Here is an 18,463-nt window from a genome sequence, read left to right on the forward strand (position 1 = left end):
TGATATAAAAATGTCGACATCTTCTCTAATAGATCAAACACCGAAGGGAAGGAGTATAGAATGGCATAAAAAATTTAAAATTAAATACGATAAATATTTTGTTCACTTTATAATCGTTTACAAGAGAATAATTAGTATTAGATCAAATAAAATCCAAATATTTTGCGAACTTTTTTATGTTTTTTTCGTAAAACGCTTTACAAGTTCTTAAAAACATGATATAGTAATAAAGCTTAGAAAATGAGATGATGTTTTCTAGCAAATATAAACCCGAGTAAAAAATGCCTACGGACAGGCAGGGTTGAATGCCGAAGCGTGGTTGAAAAACCACATTATTGATAGGGTTAAAAGCCTACTTTTATAAGTTGATGTTAGGACACTTGTCCTAATTCATAAATTTTTAGTGTGGTGAAAGCACACGTCATCTTGTGAAACGATCAATAAAGTACGTAATATTTGCTACTAGAGAGTTAGGAAACATCAGGAACAGACATACTCAAAAGAAACAAACATAAAAACGTCAGAAGATTGCAGAGCAGGTGAAAACCTGCTCTTTTTTCATGAGTTAACCTTTAGTTCCTTAGTTTTCATAAGGTCCTAAAAATATGGAAAGGAGTATGTCTTGAAAGAGTTAGATCAAAACCAAGCCCCAATTTATGAGGCCTTGGTAAAGCTACGCAAGAAAAGGATTGTTCCCTTTGATGTTCCAGGTCACAAGCGTGGACGAGGAAATCCAGAACTTGTCGAACTACTAGGAGAAAAATGTGTTGGCATTGATGTCAATTCTATGAAACCCTTGGATAATCTGGGGCACCCTATTTCGATTATTCGGGATGCAGAGGAGCTAGCAGCTGATGCTTTTGGAGCAGCCCATGCCTTTCTCATGATTGGGGGAACAACTTCATCGGTGCAGACTATGATTCTGTCAACCTGCAAGGCTGGAGATAAGATTATTCTGCCGAGAAATGTCCATAAATCTGCCATCAATGCGCTGGTTCTATGTGGTGCCATTCCCATCTATATTGAGATGAGTGTAGATCCTAAGATTGGTATCGCTTTAGGTCTTGAAAATGATCGAGTAGCCCAGGCCATAAAGGATCATCCAGATGCTAAGGCCATTTTGATTAACAATCCTACTTACTACGGAATCTGTTCAGACCTAAAGGGGTTGACAGAAATGGCTCATGAAGCTGGCATAATGGTTTTAGTAGATGAAGCCCACGGAGCGCATTTGCATTTTACTGATAAACTTCCAATTTCTGCTATGGATGCAGGGGCTGATATGGCAGCAGTTTCCATGCACAAGTCTGGTGGGAGTTTGACACAAAGTTCGCTTCTTTTAATCGGGGAGCAGATGAATTCTGAATACGTTCGTCAGATAATTAACCTGACCCAGTCAACATCCGCCTCTTACTTGTTGATGGCTAGTCTAGATATTTCACGTCGCAACTTGGCTCTTCGTGGAAAAGAGTCGTTTGAGAAAGTCATTGAGCTATCCGAGTACGCTCGCCGTGAAATCAATGCCATTGGAGGTTACTATGCTTACTCAAAAGAGTTAATAGATGGTGTGTCGGTCTGTGATTTTGATGTAACCAAGCTGTCAGTTTACACTCAGGGTATTGGCTTAACAGGTATCGAGGTTTATGACCTCCTACGAGACGAATACGACATTCAGATTGAGTTTGGTGATATTGGCAATATCTTGGCCTATATTTCCATCGGCGACCGCATCCAAGACATCGAGCGCTTAGTCGGTGCTTTGGCTGATATCAAGAGACTCTATTCACGAGATGGGAAGGACTTGATAGCAGGAGAATATATCCAGCCCGAGTTAGTGCTGTCTCCACAAGAAGCCTTCTATTCAGAGAGAAAAAGTTTGACCTTGGATGAATCTGTTGGACAGGTCTGTGGAGAATTTGTCATGTGCTATCCTCCAGGTATTCCTATCTTGGCTCCTGGTGAACGCATTACACGTGAAATTGTAGACTATATCCAATTTGCCAAGGAACGTGGTTGTTCCCTCCAAGGGACGGAAGATCCAGAGGTCAATCACATCAACGTCATTAAGAGAAAGGAGAACTAGATGGATTTATGGTTTTCTGAAGTTCATACTCCAGATGTCAAATTGTCCCTGAGAACAGCCAAGCAACTCTACGCTGGTAAAAGTGAATGGCAGGATATAGAAGTCTTAGATACGCCAGCTTTTGGAAAGATTTTAATTTTAAATGGGCACGTCTTGTTCTCAGATGCGGATGATTTTGTCTACAATGAAATGACCGTTCACGTTCCCATGGCTGTCCACCCAAATCCCAAGAAAGTCTTGGTTATTGGGGGTGGTGACGGTGGTGTTGCCCAAGTATTAACACTCTATCCTGAGTTGGAACAAATCGATATTGTAGAACCTGATGAAATGTTGGTTGAAGTCTGTCGTGAGTATTTCCCAGATTTTGCTGCAGGGCTAGATGATCCTCGTGTTACCATTTACTATCAAAATGGGCTACGCTTTTTGCGAAACTGCGAAGATGACTATGATATTATCATCAACGATGCGACAGATCCCTTTGGACATACGGAAGGGCTCTTTACCAAGGAATTTTACGGTAACAGTTACAGAGCTCTCAAAGAAGATGGTATCATGATCTACCAGCATGGGAGTCCCTTCTTTGACGAGGATGAGTCGGCTTGCCGAAGCATGCACCGCAAGGTCAATCAAGCCTTTCCAATCAGTCGGGTTTATCAAGCACACATCCCAACCAGTCCAGCTGGCTATTGGTTGTTTGGATTTGCATCGAAAAAATACCACCCTGTCAAAGATTTTGACAAGGAAGGCTGGAAAAAACGCCAGCTTTTCACAGAATACTACACTGCAAACTTACACGTGGGAGCCTTTATGTTGCCCAAGTATGTTGAGGACATTTTAGAAGAAGAGGAAGGAAAAAAATGAGTCGTTTACTAGTTATTGGATGTGGGGGCGTTGCCCAAGTTGCTATTTCAAAGATTTGTCAGGATAGCGAAACCTTTACAGAAATTATGATTGCCAGTCGTACCAAGTCAAAATGTGATGACTTGAAGGCTAAATTAGAAGGTAAAACAAGTACAAAGATTGAGACAGCTGCTCTTGATGCTGACAAGGTAGAAGAAGTGATTGCCTTGATTGAAAGCTACAAGCCAGAAGCCGTTTTGAACGTAGCGCTACCATACCAAGACTTGACTATTATGGATGCTTGTTTGGCTACAGGTGTCCACTATATCGACACAGCTAACTACGAAGCAGAAGACACAGAAGACCCTGAGTGGCGTGCTATCTACGAAAAACGCTGTAAGGAACTTGGATTTACAGCCTACTTTGACTACTCATGGCAATGGGCTTATCAAGAAAAATTTAAAGAAGCAGGCTTGACCGCTCTGCTTGGTTCTGGATTTGACCCAGGTGTGACCAGTGTTTTCTCAGCTTATGCCCTCAAACACTACTTTGACGAAATCCATTATATCGATATTTTAGACTGTAATGGTGGTGACCACGGTTATCCATTTGCGACCAATTTTAACCCAGAAATCAATCTACGCGAGGTTTCTGCGCCAGGTTCTTACTGGGAAGATGGAAAATGGGTCGAAGTGGAAGCTATGTCAATCAAGCGCGAGTATGATTTTCCACAGGTTGGACAAAAAGACATGTATCTTCTTCACCATGAAGAAATTGAATCATTGGCGAAAAACATTCCAGGTGTCAAACGCATTCGTTTCTTTATGACTTTTGGTCAATCTTATCTAACGCATATGAAATGCTTGGAAAATGTAGGGCTCCTTCGTACTGATACCATTAACTTTAATGGCCAAGAAATCGTTCCAATCCAATTCTTGAAAGCCTTGCTTCCTGATCCTGCCAGCCTTGGCCCACGTACTGTAGGTAAAACCAATATTGGATGTATCTTTACAGGTGTCAAAGACGGCGTTGAAAAGACCATCTACATCTACAATGTCTGCGACCATCAGGAATGTTACGCAGAAGTTGGTTCACAGGCCATTTCTTACACGACAGGCGTTCCAGCCATGATTGGGACAAAATTGGTTATGAACGGTACTTGGAAACAAGCTGGAGTGTATAACCTTGAAGAATTGGATCCAGATCCATTTATGGAAGCTTTGAATGAGTATGGTTTACCTTGGGTTGTGGTTGAAAATCCACAAATGGTGGACTAATGAAGCTAGAACAAGTACCAACACCAGCTTACGTCATTGACTTAGCAAAGTTAGAAGGCAACTGCCGCATTTTACAATATGTACAAGAAGAGGCTGGTTGTAAGGTTTTGCTTGCCCAGAAGGCATATTCCCTCTACAAAACCTATCCCTTGATTAGCCAGTATCTGTCAGGTACGACGGCTAGTGGACTCTATGAGGCCAAGCTCGCTAGAGAAGAGTTCTCGGGAGAAGTCCATGTATTTGCGCCAGCCTTTAAGGATGCAGACTTGGAGGAATTGCTGGAGATAACGGACCATATCGTCTTTAACTCAGAGAGACAGTTGCGTAAACATGGGGCCCGTTGTCGTGAGGCTGGTATCAGTGTTGGTTTGCGCCTCAACCCTCAGTGTTCAACTCAAGGAGATCACGCTCTCTATGATCCTTGTGCCCCTGGATCCCGTTTCGGAGTTACTCTAGACAAGATTCCGAATGATTTACTAGATTTGGTGGATGGTCTTCATTTTCACACCCTTTGCGAGCAGGGAGCAGATGATTTACAGACAACTTTGAAAGCAGTAGAAGCGCAGTTTGGTTCGTACTTACATGAGGTCAAATGGCTCAATATGGGTGGTGGACATCACATCACAAGAGAGGACTATGATGTAGATTTGCTGATTTCAGAAATCAAGCGTATCCGAGGAATTTACAATCTTGAAGTCTATATCGAGCCGGGTGAAGCCATTGCGCTCAATGCGGGTTATCTAGCAACTGAAGTTTTGGATATTGTCGAAAACGATATGGAGATCTTGGTTTTAGACGCCTCTGCGACCTGCCATATGCCTGACGTACTAGAGATGCCCTATCGTCCACCTTTGAGAAATGGCTTTGAGGCACAGGAAAAAGCTCATACCTACAGACTTTCTTCTAATACCTGTCTGACGGGCGATGTAATTGATGATTATAGTTTTGAAAATCCAGTCCAAATCGGTGATAGACTTTATTTCGAAGACATGGCCATTTATTCTTTTGTCAAAAATAATACTTTTAATGGTATTGGATTGCCAAGTCTCTATCTCATGGACGAACAGGGAGACTGCAGCTTAGTCAAAGCCTTTGGCTATCAAGATTTTAAAGGGAGATTATCATGATGGACAGTCCTAAAAAATTAGGCTATCGTATGCCAGCAGAGTACGAAACACACCATGGTACCTTGATGATCTGGCCTACAAGACCAGGATCATGGCCTTTTCAAGGTAAAGCTGCTAAAAAAGCATTTAGCCAGATTATCAAGACTATAGCAGAGGGAGAAAGAGTCTATCTTTTGGTGGAGCAAGATTATCTATCTGAAGCCCAAGACTACCTTGGAGATAGCGTTATTTATCTAGACATTCCCACTAATGATGCCTGGGCGCGTGATACAGGTCCGACTATTCTTGTCAATGATGAAGGCCAGAAATTAGCCGTGGATTGGTCTTTCAATGCTTGGGGTGGAGCTGTAGATGGTCTCTACCAAGACTATGAAGATGATGACCAAGTAGCCAGTCGTTTTGCTGAGGCCTTGGAAATGCCTGTTTACGATGCAAAACCTTTTGTCCTAGAAGGCGGAGCAATCCATAGCGATGGCCAAGGAACCATTCTTGTGACTGAAAGTTGCTTGCTTAGTCCTGGTCGCAATCCTCATCTTAGTAAAGAAGAAATTGAGAGAAGATTATTGGACTATCTAGGTACTGAAAAAGTTATCTGGCTTCCTTATGGTATTTATCAGGACGAAACCAATGAACACGTTGATAATGTTGCTGCCTTTGTTGGTCCTGCAGAGCTTGTCTTGGCTTGGACGGACGACGAAAGTGATCCTCAGTATGCCATGTCAGTAGCTGATTTAGCGCTTTTAGAAAAGGAAACAGATGCAAAAGGTCGTCACTTCACCATTCATAAACTTCCAATTCCAGCTCTTCATCAAGTTGTAACCAAAGAGGATTTGCCAGGCTACATCTATGAAGAAGGAGAAGAAGAGCGATACGAGGGTGAAAGGCTTGCTGCTTCCTATGTTAACTTCTATATTGCCAACAAGTCTGTCTTAGTTCCACAGTTTGAGGATGTAAACGACCAAGTAGCCTTGGAGATTCTAAGTAAATGTTTCCCAGACCGTAAAGTTGTCGGAATAGCAGCCAGAGATATTCTTTTAGGTGGTGGCAATATCCACTGTATCACCCAACAAATCCCAGAATAGGAGAAAAAGATGAGAAATGTTAGAGTTGCAGTTATTCAAATGCAATGCGCCAAGGATGTGGCAACAAATATTCAAACAGCGGAGCGTTTAGTACGTCAGGCTGCAGAACAAGGTGCACAAATTATTCTTTTACCCGAATTATTTGAACGTCCATACTTTTGTCAGGAGCGTCAGTATGACTACTACCAGCATGCCCAATCTGTAGCAGAAAATACTGCCATTCAGCATTTTAAGGTGATTGCTAAGGAACTACAGGTTGTTTTACCAATCAGTTTCTATGAAAAAGATGGCAATGTCTTGTATAACTCTATTGCTGTCATTGATGCAGATGGTGAGGTACTGGGTGTTTATCGGAAAACCCACATACCAGATGACCATTATTATCAAGAAAAATTTTATTTCACACCTGGCAACACTGGTTTCAAGGTCTGGGATACTCGCTATGCTAAGATTGGGATCGGTATCTGTTGGGATCAATGGTTTCCTGAAACAGCGCGCTGTCTTGCGTTAAATGGTGCTGAATTGCTCTTTTATCCTACAGCCATCGGTTCAGAGCCGATTTTAGATACAGATAGTTGTGGTCACTGGCAACGTACCATGCAAGGACACGCAGCAGCAAATATTGTTCCAGTTATTGCAGCCAATCGCTATGGCTTGGAAGAGGTCACGCCTAGTGAGGAAAATGGTGGACAGAGTTCCAGTCTTGACTTCTACGGTTCATCCTTTATGACGGATGAAACAGGAGCTATTCTAGAGCAAGCTGAAAGACAAGCTGAAGCTGTTCTGTTAGCTACTTATGACCTAGACAAGGGAGCAAGCGAACGCCTAAACTGGGGCTTGTTTCGAGATAGAAGACCCGAAATGTATCAACGCATTACGGACTAGTAGGGAAGAAATGAGAGATTCATTCTGCTAGACTAACTTCTTATTAGCAACTATAAGGATACTATGTTGTCCAGCAAGTGGATTTTATATTTTAACCCTCTAAGGCTTTCTCGCGCTTTTATGCGAGGAGCTTTTCTGTTTAAGCTTTATCAATAAAACATGCTATAATAGTTGCAGAAAGGTTGGTATTTATGGCTAGGATATTGGTTATTGAAGACAATAGTGACATTCAAGAGATTTTACGAACACTTCTTACTGAGGAGCATGAGGTGATTCAAGCCTTTTCTGGTACAGAAGGAATCATGCGTTTTGACCAAGGTGGGATTGACCTCGTTTTGCTAGATATCATGCTTCCTGGGAAAAATGGGGATCAAGTTTTAAAAGCCATCAGGGAAGAAAGTCAAATTCCAGTCATTATGCTAACAGCCTTGAGTGATAAGAAGTTAATCAGTCAATATCTCTTAGATGGTGCCAATGATTACATAGTCAAACCTTTTGATTTGGACGAAGTCTTTGCCAGAGTCACTGTTCAATTACGTCAAAGTGCAGAAAAACAGCCTATGGAAATAGAAAAAACTGAAAATCTGCCACAAAACTTGAAAAATATCCAGTTTGATGCAGAAAGTTTTGAAATTAAAAATAGCCAGGAAACGATTCGCCTTGCCAAGAAAGAATGCTTGATTCTCCAAACTCTCCTTAAACACCCTAAGAAAATTTTTACCAAGGAAGAACTTTATGAATTGGTCTGGGAGGATAGCTACCTACCTGGAGATAATACTCTCAATACGCATTTGAGTAATCTTCGTAAAAAATTAAACCAGCTTGACCCAAATCAAGAATATATTGAAACCATCTGGGGAGTTGGGGTAAGATTAAAAGGAGACAAGCAATGATCTACATGATAATCTTTATCCTACTAGTACTCCTAATTATTTTATCGATTGCATTGATTCGCTACCATCTAGCACTTAAAAACTTGAGTCAACAGATTGAAGACAAGATTCTCACAGGTAGTATGAAAAGAGTCGGAGTCAGCATTTTTTCCAAACATTTTTTACATCTCTACCAGCAAATTGAAAATCTATTTCAAGAAGTGGAACAATCTCGGTTGGTGATGAAAAGGGAAAAGCACACTCTGGATATGGCCATCAGCAATATCGCCCATGATATTCGGACGCCTCTGACTATCGCTTCAGGCTACACCCAACAATTGATAAAGACTCCTGAAAACAAAGCAGAAACCTTACAAAAAATAGCCCAGCATCTTGATTTAGTTTCCAAACGTTTGGAGGCTCTCCTAGAATATCGTCGTTTGATGGAAGGAGCTGTCAAACCGAAACTGGAAGAAGTGGACCTTTCAGCTTTTATCACCAAGAAGACTTTGGCTTATTATGATGTTTTTCAGGCGGCAAATATCACGCTTGATTTTAAGGTTGAAGCTGGTTTAACAACGAGAACCGATGAAGATTTACTGGATCGAATTTTACAAAATTTGCTTGGAAATGTCCTCAAACATGGCAAGGAAGAAGCGCGGCTATCTTTGATAAAAGAAAAGGAACAGCTTGTCTTAGAGCTTGCAAACCTTGTTAAACAGCCCATCAAAAGAATAGAAAATCTCAGCAACCGTTTTTATTCTGAAAATCTATCAGACACCGAAGAATCCTCTGGTTTAGGCCTTTATATCACTGAGGAATTATGTCATCTTCTCGGTGCAGAGATGAAACTAAGCACAGATGGGCAGTGGTTGTCAGTTTTCATTTATTTTTAACGAAAATAGGCTCGGTAAAAACTAGCTTCTAAATCATGACTACCCGTCTAACGGGTGGTTTGTCCCAGGGCTATAAGCCCAAATTACCAGTCAGCGCCTAAAGACGCTGGCTTTCACTTTATTCAAGCCTTATTGCTCTTAACTCGTCACTTGCCTCTCAAAGAGGCTTTAGTATTACTTACCACTCTCCCTAAAGGGGATCCTCATATTCTTTTACATTCAATTTATCTAGTTCTATATCATGCTTTACTCGTTCTCAAATTTTCATACTCGTGAAGAAATCATCCACTGGATAATTTCTTTACTCTTGAATATATTTCTTAATTATGGCTTCATTGAGTTACACCGTACTCACATAATAACCTTCCGCCCAGAAATGGCGATTTCCAAACTTGTACTTGAGGTTGGCGTGTTTATCAAACATCATGAGTGCACTTTTGCCTTTTAAATAACCCATGAAACTTGAAATACTTATCCTCGGTGGAATACTGACCAACATATGTACATGATCAGACATTAAGTGACCTTTGATAATCTCAACACATTTATAACTACATAATCGGCGGAATATTTCTACTGAACTACTTCGATATTGATTATAGATGACTTTTCGTCTATACTTAGGGGTGAACACAATGTGATAGAACAGTGCCACTTTGTGTGCGATAAACTATGAGCCTTTTGTGCCATATTTTTCTCCTTTCTCTTTACAATTGGCTTGAACACCTTTATTGTATCGCGTTTGGAGTTTTTTGGGTATAACCTTCGACGCGCACCCGCATAGCGGGTGGTTTTTTTGTCTCGCACCTAGCGGAGCGAGACGGACTGAAAGTCGCATAAGAAAACGAGTATCTCCAACTACGGAAATACTCGTTTTTTGATAGTTAGAAGTGGGTTTTTGTCCAACCTTCTTTTTTATATCTTTTACAATCCTGCAAATTCTTTGATTTCTTGTGCTGACATTGAAGAGTCGCAACGGACATTGATTTGTCCATCTGCAACATGAACAAAACCTGGTACAGTTGGGATTCCATAGCGTGAGCGGAATGCTTGCAACTCATTGAGCTGACTTGGTTCTTCACTGTTGATGAAGTAGATGTGAGCTTTAGTTTCAGCTACGACACCTGCCAAGGTACCAGCAAATTTACGGCAGTAAGGGCAAGTTTTACGACCGATAAAGAAGGTTGCAGTTTCTTTTTTATCAAGAGCTTCTTGCGCACGCGCAACTGTAGTGACTTCAAGATCTTTGATATTATCTAAAAATTGTTCCATGAGATTACCTCGCTTTCATTGATATATCTAGTATGCCATAAAGTTTCTAAAATTGCTTAGATTTGATACGAAAAAAAGATGAGATTATTTGGTCTCATCTTTTATAGGACTTTATTTTACAAAAGCATTGATTTCTGCTTCGATATTAGCAATATTAGCTTGTGATTCTTCGTTGGTTTCACCTACAACTGCAATATAGAACTTGATTTTTGGTTCTGTACCTGAAGGGCGAACGGCAATCCATGAACCGTCAGCAAGTGTGTATTTCAACACATCACTTGGAGGAGTTGTTAAGTTTGTAACAGTACCGTCAGCAGCAGTAGCTGTTTGCGCCTTGAAGTCTTCTACGACAGTGATAGCTGTTGCATTCCATTCTTTTGGAGCATTGTTACGGAATTTAGCCATAATTGCTTTGATTTGTTCAGCACCATCGACACCTGAAAGAGTAACAGAGATAGTTTTTTCTGCGTAGTAGCCGTACTCTTTGTAGATTTCTTCGATACCGTCAGCAAGTGTCAAACCACGTGAACGGTAGTAGGCAGCAAGTTCAGCAACGACAAGAACGGCTTGGATAGCGTCTTTATCACGTACGAATGGTTTAATCAAGTAACCGAAGCTTTCTTCAAATCCCATCATGTAAGTGTGATTGTGTTTTTCTTCGAATTCTTGGATTTTTTCAGCGATGAATTTGAAACCAGTCAAGACGTTGAACATAGTTGCGCCGTAGCTTTCAGCAATCTTCGTTACCAAGTCAGTTGAAACGATAGATTTGCAGAGAGCGGCATTTTCAGGAAGAGTTCCAGCGTTTTTGTGGGCTTCCAAGATGTATTTAGCCATGATAGCACCGATTTGGTTACCTGAAAGGTTGAGGTAGCTACCATCTTTTTGAAGAACTTCAACACCAACACGGTCAGCGTCAGGGTCAGTTGCTACAAGAACATCTGCACCAACTTGACGACCAAGTTCTTCAGCAAGGGCAAAGGCTGCTTGGCTTTCTGGGTTAGGAGATTTTACAGTTGAGAAATCTGGGTCAGCAGTTGCTTGTGCTTCAACAACTTGAACAGAGTCAAATCCAGCTTGGGCAAGAGCACGACGAGCCAACATTTCACCAGTACCATGAAGTGGTGTGTAGACAATCTTCATGTCTTTACCGAATTCTTCAATCAAGGCTGGATTGATGTTTACGTCTTTAACCTCTTTAAGGTATTCTACGTCAACAGCTTCGCCGATAACTTCAATTAAGCCAGAAGCTTTTTCAGCTACCACATCAGCAACTTCAACTGCAAATGGGTTTTCGATTGCACGGATATAAGTAGTCAAGGCGTCTGCATCGTGTGGAGGCATTTGTCCACCGTCTTCGCCGTAAACTTTGTAACCGTTAAATGGAGCAGGGTTATGGCTGGCTGTGACCATGATACCTGCGAAACAGTTGAGGTGACGAACTGCAAATGAAAGTTCTGGAGTTGGACGAAGGCTTTCAAATACGTAAGATTTGATGCCGTGTTTAGCAAGAACTGCCGCAGATTCAAAGGCAAACTCAGGTGAGAAGTGACGGCTATCGTAGGCAATTGCCACACCACGTTCTTTTTCGTTTCCACCTTTTGACTCAATCAAACGAGCCAATCCTTCAGTAGCTTGGCGAACAACGTAAATGTTGATGCGGTTTGTACCAGCACCAATCAAGCCACGCATCCCTGCAGTACCAAATTCAAGATTTGTATAGAAGGCATCTTCCTTCGTTTTTTCATCCATATTTTCCAAATCTTGACGAAGGTAGTCAGGAAGCTCCGCAAAATCAACCCATTTCTGGTAATTTTCTTGGTAAGACATTAAAATTCTCCTTTTTGTAAATTGTTTTAACCGTTCACATTATAGCACTTTTTAGCGTTTTAGTAAAACGGCAGCATAATTTTCAGAAAAGTAGTGACATATGCCTGTTTATCAAGTCTTGAATGCCTTAGGGAAACATGCTATACTACTTGTATGATTATTTTACAAGCTAATAAAATTGAACGTTCTTTTGCAGGAGAGGTTCTTTTCGATAATATTAACCTACAAGTTGATGAACGTGAACGGATAGCCCTTGTTGGGAAAAATGGAGCAGGTAAGTCTACTCTTTTGAAGATTTTGGTTGGAGAAGAGGAGCCAACTAGCGGAGAAATCAATAAGAAAAAGGATATTTCTCTGTCTTACCTAGCCCAAGATAGCCGTTTTGAGTCTGAAAATACCATCTACGATGAGATGCTTCATGTCTTTGATGACTTGTGTCGGACTGATAAACAACTTCGCCAGATGGAGCTAGAGATGGGTGAAAAGTCTGGTGATGATTTGGATAAACTGATGTCAGATTATGACCGCTTATCTGAGAATTTTCGTCAAGCAGGTGGCTTTACTTATGAAGCTGATATTCGAGCGATTTTGAATGGCTTCAAGTTTGATGAGTCTATGTGGCAGATGAAAATTGCTGAGCTTTCTGGTGGTCAAAATACCCGTCTGGCGCTGGCCAAAATGCTTCTTGAAAAGCCCAATCTCTTGGTCTTGGACGAGCCGACCAACCACTTGGATATCGAAACCATAGCCTGGCTAGAGAATTACTTGGTAAATTATAGCGGTGCCCTTATTATTGTCAGCCACGACCGTTATTTCTTGGATAAGGTTGCGACAATTACGCTGGATTTGACTAAACATTCCTTGGATCGCTATGTGGGCAATTACTCTCGTTTTGTTGAGCTGAAGGAGCAAAAGCTAGCTACTGAGGCAAAAAACTATGAAAAGCAACAGAAGGAAATCGCAGCTCTGGAAGACTTTGTCAATCGCAATCTAGTCCGAGCTTCAACGACCAAACGTGCCCAATCTCGTCGCAAACAACTGGAAAAAATGGAGCGTTTAGACAAGCCTGAAGCTGGGAAAAAGTCAGCTAATATGACCTTTCATTCTGATAAAGTATCTGGAAATGTCGTTTTGACGGTGGAGAATGCTGCTATTGGCTATGATGGTGAAATCTTATCAGAACCAATCAACCTTGATCTTCGTAAGATGAACGCTATTGCCATCGTTGGTCCAAATGGTATTGGCAAGTCAACCTTTATCAAGTCTATTGTGGACCAGATTCCTTTTATCAAGGGAGAAAAGCGCTTTGGCGCCAATGTTGAGGTTGGTTACTATGACCAAACCCAAAGCAAGCTGACACCAAGTAATACTGTATTGGATGAACTCTGGAATGATTTTAAACTGACACCAGAAGTTGAAATCCGCAACCGTCTAGGTGCCTTCCTTTTCTCAGGAGATGACGTTAAAAAATCAGTCGGCATGCTGTCAGGTGGCGAAAAAGCTCGTTTGCTTTTGGCTAAATTGTCTATGGAAAATAACAACTTCTTGATTCTGGATGAGCCAACCAACCACCTGGATATTGATAGCAAGGAAGTGCTAGAAAATGCCTTGATTGACTTTGATGGAACCTTGCTTTTTGTCAGCCACGACCGTTACTTTATCAATCGTGTGGCAACTCATGTACTGGAATTGTCTGAGAATGGCTCGACTCTCTACCTTGGAGACTACGACTACTATGTTGATAAAAAGGCTGAAATGGAAGTCAGTCAGATAGAGGAAACTTCAACTAGCAATCAAGCAAAAGAAGCAAGCCCAGTTAATGACTATCAGGCTCAAAAAGAAAGTCAAAAAGAAGTTCGCAAACTCATGCGACAAATTGAAAGTCTAGAAACTGAAATCGAAGAGTTAGAAAGTCAAAGCCAAGCTATTTCTGAACAAATGTTGGAAACAAACGATGCCGACAAACTGATGGAATTACAGGTTGAGCTGGACAAAATCATCCATCGTCAGGAAGAAGCTATGCTTGAATGGGAAGAATTATCAGAGCAGGTGTAAAATGGAACATCTTGGAAAAGTATTTCGTGAATTTCGGACAAGTGGAAATTATTCTTTAAAGGAGGCGGCAGGGGAGTCCTGTTCAACTTCTCAGTTATCTCGCTTTGAGCTTGGGGAGTCTGACCTGGCAGTCTCGCGTTTCTTTGAGATTTTGGATAACATTCATGTAACGATTGAAAATTTCATGGATAAGGCAAGGAATTTTCATAATCATGAACATGTTGCCATGATGGGACAAATTGTGCCACTTTACTACTCAAATGATATTGCAGGTTTTCAAAAGCTTCAAAGAGAACAACTTGAAAAGGCTAAGAGTTCGACAAATCCCCTTTATTTTGAGCTGAACTGGATTTTGTTACAGGGTCTGATTTGTCAAAGAGATGCGAGTTATGATATGAAGCAGGATGATTTGGATAAGGTAGCAGATTATCTCTTCAAAACAGAAGAATGGACCATGTATGAGTTGATTCTTTTTGGGAATCTCTATAGTTTCTACGATGTGGACTATGTCACACGGATTGGTAGAGAAGTTATGGAGAGGGAAGAATTTTACCAAGAGATTGGTCGCCATAAGAGATTAGTTTTGATTTTGGCCCTCAATTGTTACCAGCATTGTTTAGAGCATCTTTCTTTTGACAATGCAAGCTATTTTGAGACTTATACAGAGAAGATTATTGGTAAAAACATTAGTCTTTATGAGCGAAATATTTTACATTACCTCAAAGGTTTTGCCTTATATCAAAAAGAAAAGTGTAAAGAAGGTTGTAGCCAAATGCAAGAGGCCATGAATATTTTTGACGTGCTAGGTCTCCCAGAGCAAGTAGCCTACTATCAAGAACACTACGAAAAATTTATCAAAAATTAATTTTCCCAAATAAGGGAAAAAATAAAAAGCTTCTTTCGGTTTTGATACAATAGTTTCAAAATTTGAGAGGAGTTTTTATATGAATCGCTATGCAGTACAGTTGATTAGTCGCGGAGCTGTTAACAAGATAGGGAATATGCTCTATGATTATGGAAATAGTGTCTGGTTGGCGTCCATGGGGACTATCGGGCAGACTGTTTTAGGAATGTATCAGATTTCTGAACTGGTCACTTCTATTCTCGTAAATCCCTTTGGTGGAGTTATATCAGACCGTTTTTCTCGTCGTAGGATTCTAATGGTGACAGACCTTGTTTGTGGGACTCTTTGCCTGGCTATTTCTTTCATAAGGAATGACAGCTGGATGATTGGGGCTTTGATTTTTGCCAATATTGTGCAGGCGATTGCCTTTGCATTTTCTAGACCAGCAAATAAGGCCATTATCACAGAATTGGTAGAGAAGGATGAACTGGTTCTCTACAATTCTCGTTTGGAGTTGGTGATGCAGGTTGTCAGTGTGAGTTCTCCTGTGCTTTCTTTTCTGGTCTTACAATTTGCAAGTCTTCGCATTACCTTGGTATTAGATGCCCTTAGTTTTTTTCTCGCTTTTGGCTTGGTAGCCTTGCTTCCAAAGAAAGAAGAGAAGACTTTGGGTGAGAAGAAACTTACATTCAAAGTTATTTTTTCTGATATCAAGGAGGGAGTTCGCTATATTGTGAAGCAAAAGGAAATCTTCTTTTTGTTAGTCATGGCTTCAAGTGTCAATTTTTTCTTTGTAGCTTTTAATTACCTCCTCCCCTTTTCAAATCAGCTCTATGGAGTTCAAGGTGCCTATGCCACTATTTTAACTATGGGCGCTATCGGTTCTATTGTTGGGGCGCTGCTAGCTAGTAAGATTAAAGCCAGTATGGAAATGCTTCTGTTTTTATTGGCTCTGACTGGACTTGGGGTGATGATAATGGGATTTACCCTCCCCTCCTATCTTGCTTTTTCAGGAAATTTCATTTGTGAACTATTTATGACGATGTTCAATATTCACTTTTTTACTCAGGTACAAACCAAGGTTGAAGGTGAATATCTGGGAAGAGTTCTCAGTTCGATTTATACCTTAGCTATACTATTTATGCCTATAGCAACAGGTTTAATGACCTGGCTTTCCAAGTGTCCATCTTTATTCTTTCTTAATTATTGGACTTGGAGTTGTCGCCTTATCTTTCTTAGCTCTAGGCTATGTTCGGATTCATTTTGAAAAAGAGACATAAGTCTGTTTGAGTTTTAAAAATAATTCCAATCTGAGTGTTTTTTCCGCCCTTCTCGTTTGTGAGGAGGGCTTAATTTATGGTAAAATGGTCTTATGAATAAAAGAATGAATGAGTTAGTCGCCTTGCTCAATCGCTATGCGACTGAGTACTATACCAGCGATAATCCCTCGGTTTCAGACAGTGAGTATGACCGTCTTTACCGTGAGTTGGTCGAGTTAGAAACTGCCTACCCAGATCAAGTGTTAGCAGACAGTCCGACCCATCGTGTTGGTGGCAAGGTTTTAGATGGTTTTGAAAAATACAGTCATCAGTATCCTCTTTATAGTTTGCAGGATGCTTTTTCACGTGAGGAGCTTGAAGCATTTGATGCGCGTGTTCGTAAGGAAGTGGCTCATCCGACCTATATTTGTGAGTTGAAAATCGATGGCTTATCTATCTCGCTTACTTATGAAAAGGGGATTCTAGTTGCTGGTGCAACACGTGGAGATGGTTCTGTTGGTGAAAATATTACAGAAAACCTCAAGCGTGTTAGGGACATTCCTTTGACCTTGCCAGAAGAACTAGATATCACAGTTCGTGGGGAATGTTATATGCCACGCGCTTCTTTTGACCAGGTCAACCAAGCTCGCCAAGAAAATGGAGAGCCTGAATTTGCCAATCCTCGTAATGCGGCGGCAGGAACTCTACGTCAGCTAGATACAGCAGTAGTCGCCAAGCGCAATCTTGCCACTTTTCTCTATCAAGAAGCCAGCCCTTCAACTCGTGACAGCCAAGAAAAGGTTTTGAAGCACTTAGAACAGCTTGGTTTTGTGGTCAATCCTAAGCGAATCTTGGCTGAAAATATAGATGAAATCTGGAATTTTATCCAAGAAGTAGGACAGGAACGGGACAATCTGCCTTATGATATCGATGGGGTGGTGATCAAGGTCAATGACCTAGCAAGCCAAGAAGAACTTGGTTTTACCGTTAAGGCTCCAAAGTGGGCAGTGGCTTACAAGTTTCCTGCTGAAGAAAAAGAAGCTCAACTACTCTCAGTTGACTGGACAGTTGGTCGTACGGGTGTTGTAACCCCAACTGCAAATCTAACACCAGTACAACTGGCTGGTACAACTGTTAGCCGTGCGACTCTGCACAATGTGGATTATATTGCTGAAAAAGATATCCGCAAAGACGACACGGTTATCGTCTATAAGGCTGGGGACATCATCCCTGCCGTTTTACGTGTGGTAGAGTCCAAACGAATTTCTGAAGAGAAACTGGATATCCCTACAAACTGTCCAAGCTGTGACTCTGGCTTGTTGCACTTTGAAGATGAAGTGGCTCTCCGTTGCATCAATCCGCGTTGCCCTGCCCAGATCATGGAAGGTTTGATTCACTTTGCTTCTCGAGATGCCATGAATATTACAGGCCTTGGTCCCTCTATTGTTGAGAAGTTTTTTGCTGCCAATCTAGTCAAGGATGTGGCGGATATTTACCGTTTGAAAGAAGAGGATTTCCTCCTTTTAGAAGGGGTCAAGGAAAAGTCTGCTTCTAAACTGTATCAAGCCATTCAAGCATCTAAGGAAAATTCTGCCGAAAAACTCTTGTTTGGTTTGGGAATTCGTCATGTCGGAAGCAAGGCCAGTCAGCTCTTACTTCAACATTTTCATTCAATCGAAAATCTGGCTCAGGCAGATCCAGAGGAAGTGGCTAGTATTGAAAGTTTGGGTGGTGTGATTGCCAAGAGTCTTCAGACTTATTTTGCGACAGAAGGCTCTGAAATTCTCCTCAGAGAATTGAAAGAAGCTGGGGTCAATCTGGATTACAAAGGTCAGACAGTAGTAGCGGATGCGGCCTTGTCAGGTTTGACCGTTGTATTGACTGGGAAATTGGAACGTCTCAAGCGCTCAGAAGCTAAAAGTAAACTCGAAAGTCTGGGTGCCAAGGTGACAGGCAGCGTTTCTAAAAAGACCGACCTCGTTGTGGCAGGAGCAGATGCTGGAAGTAAACTTCAAAAGGCACAAGAACTTGGTATCGAAGTTCGAGATGAAGCTTGGCTAGAAAGTCTGTAATGATCGTTTAAAAACAGAGTTTGGATAATTTGACTATGTTTGTTAATCGGGACAAAATCGATCAAGAAT

General features: G+C 41.2%; 13 protein-coding genes and 2 pseudogenes. 12 read left to right on the forward strand and 3 right to left on the reverse strand.

Features of this window, described 5'->3' with window-relative positions; genetic code table 11:
• Positions 1-622: 622 nt before the first annotated feature.
• The 8 genes from ACORHU_RS04580 to ACORHU_RS04615 all read left to right on the forward strand — a co-directional run bounded on the left by ACORHU_RS04580 (position 623) and on the right by ACORHU_RS04615 (position 9,062).
• Positions 623-2,083 (forward strand): aminotransferase class I/II-fold pyridoxal phosphate-dependent enzyme, encoded by a 1,461-nt coding sequence (locus tag ACORHU_RS04580; protein ID WP_434365069.1) that lies wholly within the window; start codon positions 623-625, stop codon positions 2,081-2,083.
• Positions 2,084-2,944: a polyamine aminopropyltransferase gene (gene speE / locus ACORHU_RS04585; RefSeq protein WP_000366713.1), complete on the forward strand. Its 861-nt coding sequence runs from the start codon at positions 2,084-2,086 to the stop codon at positions 2,942-2,944.
• Positions 2,941-4,200: a saccharopine dehydrogenase family protein gene (locus ACORHU_RS04590; protein ID WP_000088773.1), complete on the forward strand. Its 1,260-nt coding sequence runs from the start codon at positions 2,941-2,943 to the stop codon at positions 4,198-4,200. The genes speE and ACORHU_RS04590 overlap by 4 nt, the downstream gene beginning before the upstream one ends.
• Positions 4,200-5,327, forward strand: coding sequence for a carboxynorspermidine decarboxylase (gene nspC / locus ACORHU_RS04595; protein ID WP_261106210.1), 1,128 nt, complete (start codon positions 4,200-4,202; stop codon positions 5,325-5,327). Before ACORHU_RS04590 ends, nspC begins: the two co-directional genes overlap by 1 nt.
• Positions 5,324-6,409, forward strand: a complete 1,086-nt coding sequence (gene aguA, locus ACORHU_RS04600; RefSeq protein ID WP_434365078.1) for an agmatine deiminase — start codon at positions 5,324-5,326, stop codon at positions 6,407-6,409. Before nspC ends, aguA begins: the two co-directional genes overlap by 4 nt.
• Positions 6,410-6,418: 9 nt before the next feature.
• Positions 6,419-7,294 (forward strand): N-carbamoylputrescine amidase, encoded by an 876-nt coding sequence (aguB, locus tag ACORHU_RS04605; RefSeq protein ID WP_434365080.1) that lies wholly within the window; start codon positions 6,419-6,421, stop codon positions 7,292-7,294.
• 191 nt (positions 7,295-7,485) lie between these two features.
• Positions 7,486-8,187, forward strand: coding sequence for a response regulator transcription factor (locus tag ACORHU_RS04610; protein ID WP_414337531.1), 702 nt, complete (start codon positions 7,486-7,488; stop codon positions 8,185-8,187).
• Positions 8,184-9,062 carry a sensor histidine kinase gene (locus tag ACORHU_RS04615; RefSeq protein ID WP_434365083.1) on the forward strand — a complete coding sequence of 293 codons (879 nt, stop codon included), beginning with the start codon at positions 8,184-8,186 and terminating at the stop codon, positions 9,060-9,062. The genes ACORHU_RS04610 and ACORHU_RS04615 overlap by 4 nt, the downstream gene beginning before the upstream one ends.
• A 174-nt stretch (positions 9,063-9,236) precedes the next feature.
• Here ACORHU_RS04615 and tnpA read toward each other — a convergent pair.
• From tnpA to ACORHU_RS04630, 3 genes and pseudogenes are all read right to left on the reverse strand, one after another.
• A pseudogene (gene tnpA, locus ACORHU_RS04620) lies at positions 9,237-9,752 on the reverse strand (IS200/IS605 family transposase).
• A gap of 234 nt (positions 9,753-9,986) precedes the next feature.
• Positions 9,987-10,334: a thiol reductase thioredoxin gene (locus tag ACORHU_RS04625; protein WP_000434636.1), complete on the reverse strand. Its 348-nt coding sequence runs from the start codon at positions 10,332-10,334 to the stop codon at positions 9,987-9,989.
• Between the two features lie 111 nt (positions 10,335-10,445).
• On the reverse strand, positions 10,446-12,164 hold the full coding sequence (locus tag ACORHU_RS04630) for a phospho-sugar mutase (protein WP_434365085.1): 1,719 nt from the start codon (positions 12,162-12,164) through the stop codon (positions 10,446-10,448).
• 153 nt (positions 12,165-12,317) lie between these two features.
• On the opposite strand from ACORHU_RS04630, the gene ACORHU_RS04635 reads away from it, so the two are divergent.
• The 4 genes and pseudogenes from ACORHU_RS04635 (at position 12,318) to ligA (ending at position 18,394) form a co-directional block, all read left to right on the forward strand.
• Positions 12,318-14,219, forward strand: coding sequence for an ABC-F family ATP-binding cassette domain-containing protein (locus ACORHU_RS04635; protein ID WP_434365087.1), 1,902 nt, complete (start codon positions 12,318-12,320; stop codon positions 14,217-14,219).
• Between the two features lies 1 nt (position 14,220).
• Entirely contained in the window at positions 14,221-15,084 is an 864-nt protein-coding gene (locus ACORHU_RS04640; RefSeq protein ID WP_434365089.1) for a MutR family transcriptional regulator, read from the forward strand.
• Positions 15,085-15,163: 79 nt separating this feature from the next.
• Positions 15,164-16,343, forward strand: a pseudogene (locus ACORHU_RS04645) (MFS transporter).
• A gap of 92 nt (positions 16,344-16,435) precedes the next feature.
• The gene (ligA, locus tag ACORHU_RS04650; RefSeq protein ID WP_434365091.1) at positions 16,436-18,394 is read left to right on the forward strand and encodes an NAD-dependent DNA ligase LigA; all 1,959 of its coding nucleotides are present in this window, start codon (positions 16,436-16,438) and stop codon (positions 18,392-18,394) included.
• Positions 18,395-18,463 lie beyond the last annotated feature (69 nt).

The sequence above is a fragment of the Streptococcus sp. KHUD_015 genome (assembly GCF_051106265.1).
Lineage (GTDB): Bacteria > Bacillota > Bacilli > Lactobacillales > Streptococcaceae > Streptococcus.

What these genes read in the sequence shown, in the direction of transcription:
- ACORHU_RS04630 (WP_434365085.1), bottom strand. Translation starts at nt 12,164, where the DNA reads ATGTCTTACCAAGAAAATTACCAGAAATGGGTTGATTTTGCGGAGCTT.
- ACORHU_RS04610 (WP_414337531.1), top strand. Translation starts at nt 7,486, where the DNA reads ATGGCTAGGATATTGGTTATTGAAGACAATAGTGACATTCAAGAGATT.
- ligA (WP_434365091.1), top strand. Translation starts at nt 16,436, where the DNA reads ATGAATAAAAGAATGAATGAGTTAGTCGCCTTGCTCAATCGCTATGCG.
- ACORHU_RS04640 (WP_434365089.1), top strand. Translation starts at nt 14,221, where the DNA reads ATGGAACATCTTGGAAAAGTATTTCGTGAATTTCGGACAAGTGGAAAT.
- aguA (WP_434365078.1), top strand. Translation starts at nt 5,324, where the DNA reads ATGATGGACAGTCCTAAAAAATTAGGCTATCGTATGCCAGCAGAGTAC.
- aguB (WP_434365080.1), top strand. Translation starts at nt 6,419, where the DNA reads ATGAGAAATGTTAGAGTTGCAGTTATTCAAATGCAATGCGCCAAGGAT.
- ACORHU_RS04635 (WP_434365087.1), top strand. Translation starts at nt 12,318, where the DNA reads ATGATTATTTTACAAGCTAATAAAATTGAACGTTCTTTTGCAGGAGAG.
- ACORHU_RS04615 (WP_434365083.1), top strand. Translation starts at nt 8,184, where the DNA reads ATGATCTACATGATAATCTTTATCCTACTAGTACTCCTAATTATTTTA.
- ACORHU_RS04590 (WP_000088773.1), top strand. Translation starts at nt 2,941, where the DNA reads ATGAGTCGTTTACTAGTTATTGGATGTGGGGGCGTTGCCCAAGTTGCT.
- ACORHU_RS04625 (WP_000434636.1), bottom strand. Translation starts at nt 10,334, where the DNA reads ATGGAACAATTTTTAGATAATATCAAAGATCTTGAAGTCACTACAGTT.
- nspC (WP_261106210.1), top strand. Translation starts at nt 4,200, where the DNA reads ATGAAGCTAGAACAAGTACCAACACCAGCTTACGTCATTGACTTAGCA.
- speE (WP_000366713.1), top strand. Translation starts at nt 2,084, where the DNA reads ATGGATTTATGGTTTTCTGAAGTTCATACTCCAGATGTCAAATTGTCC.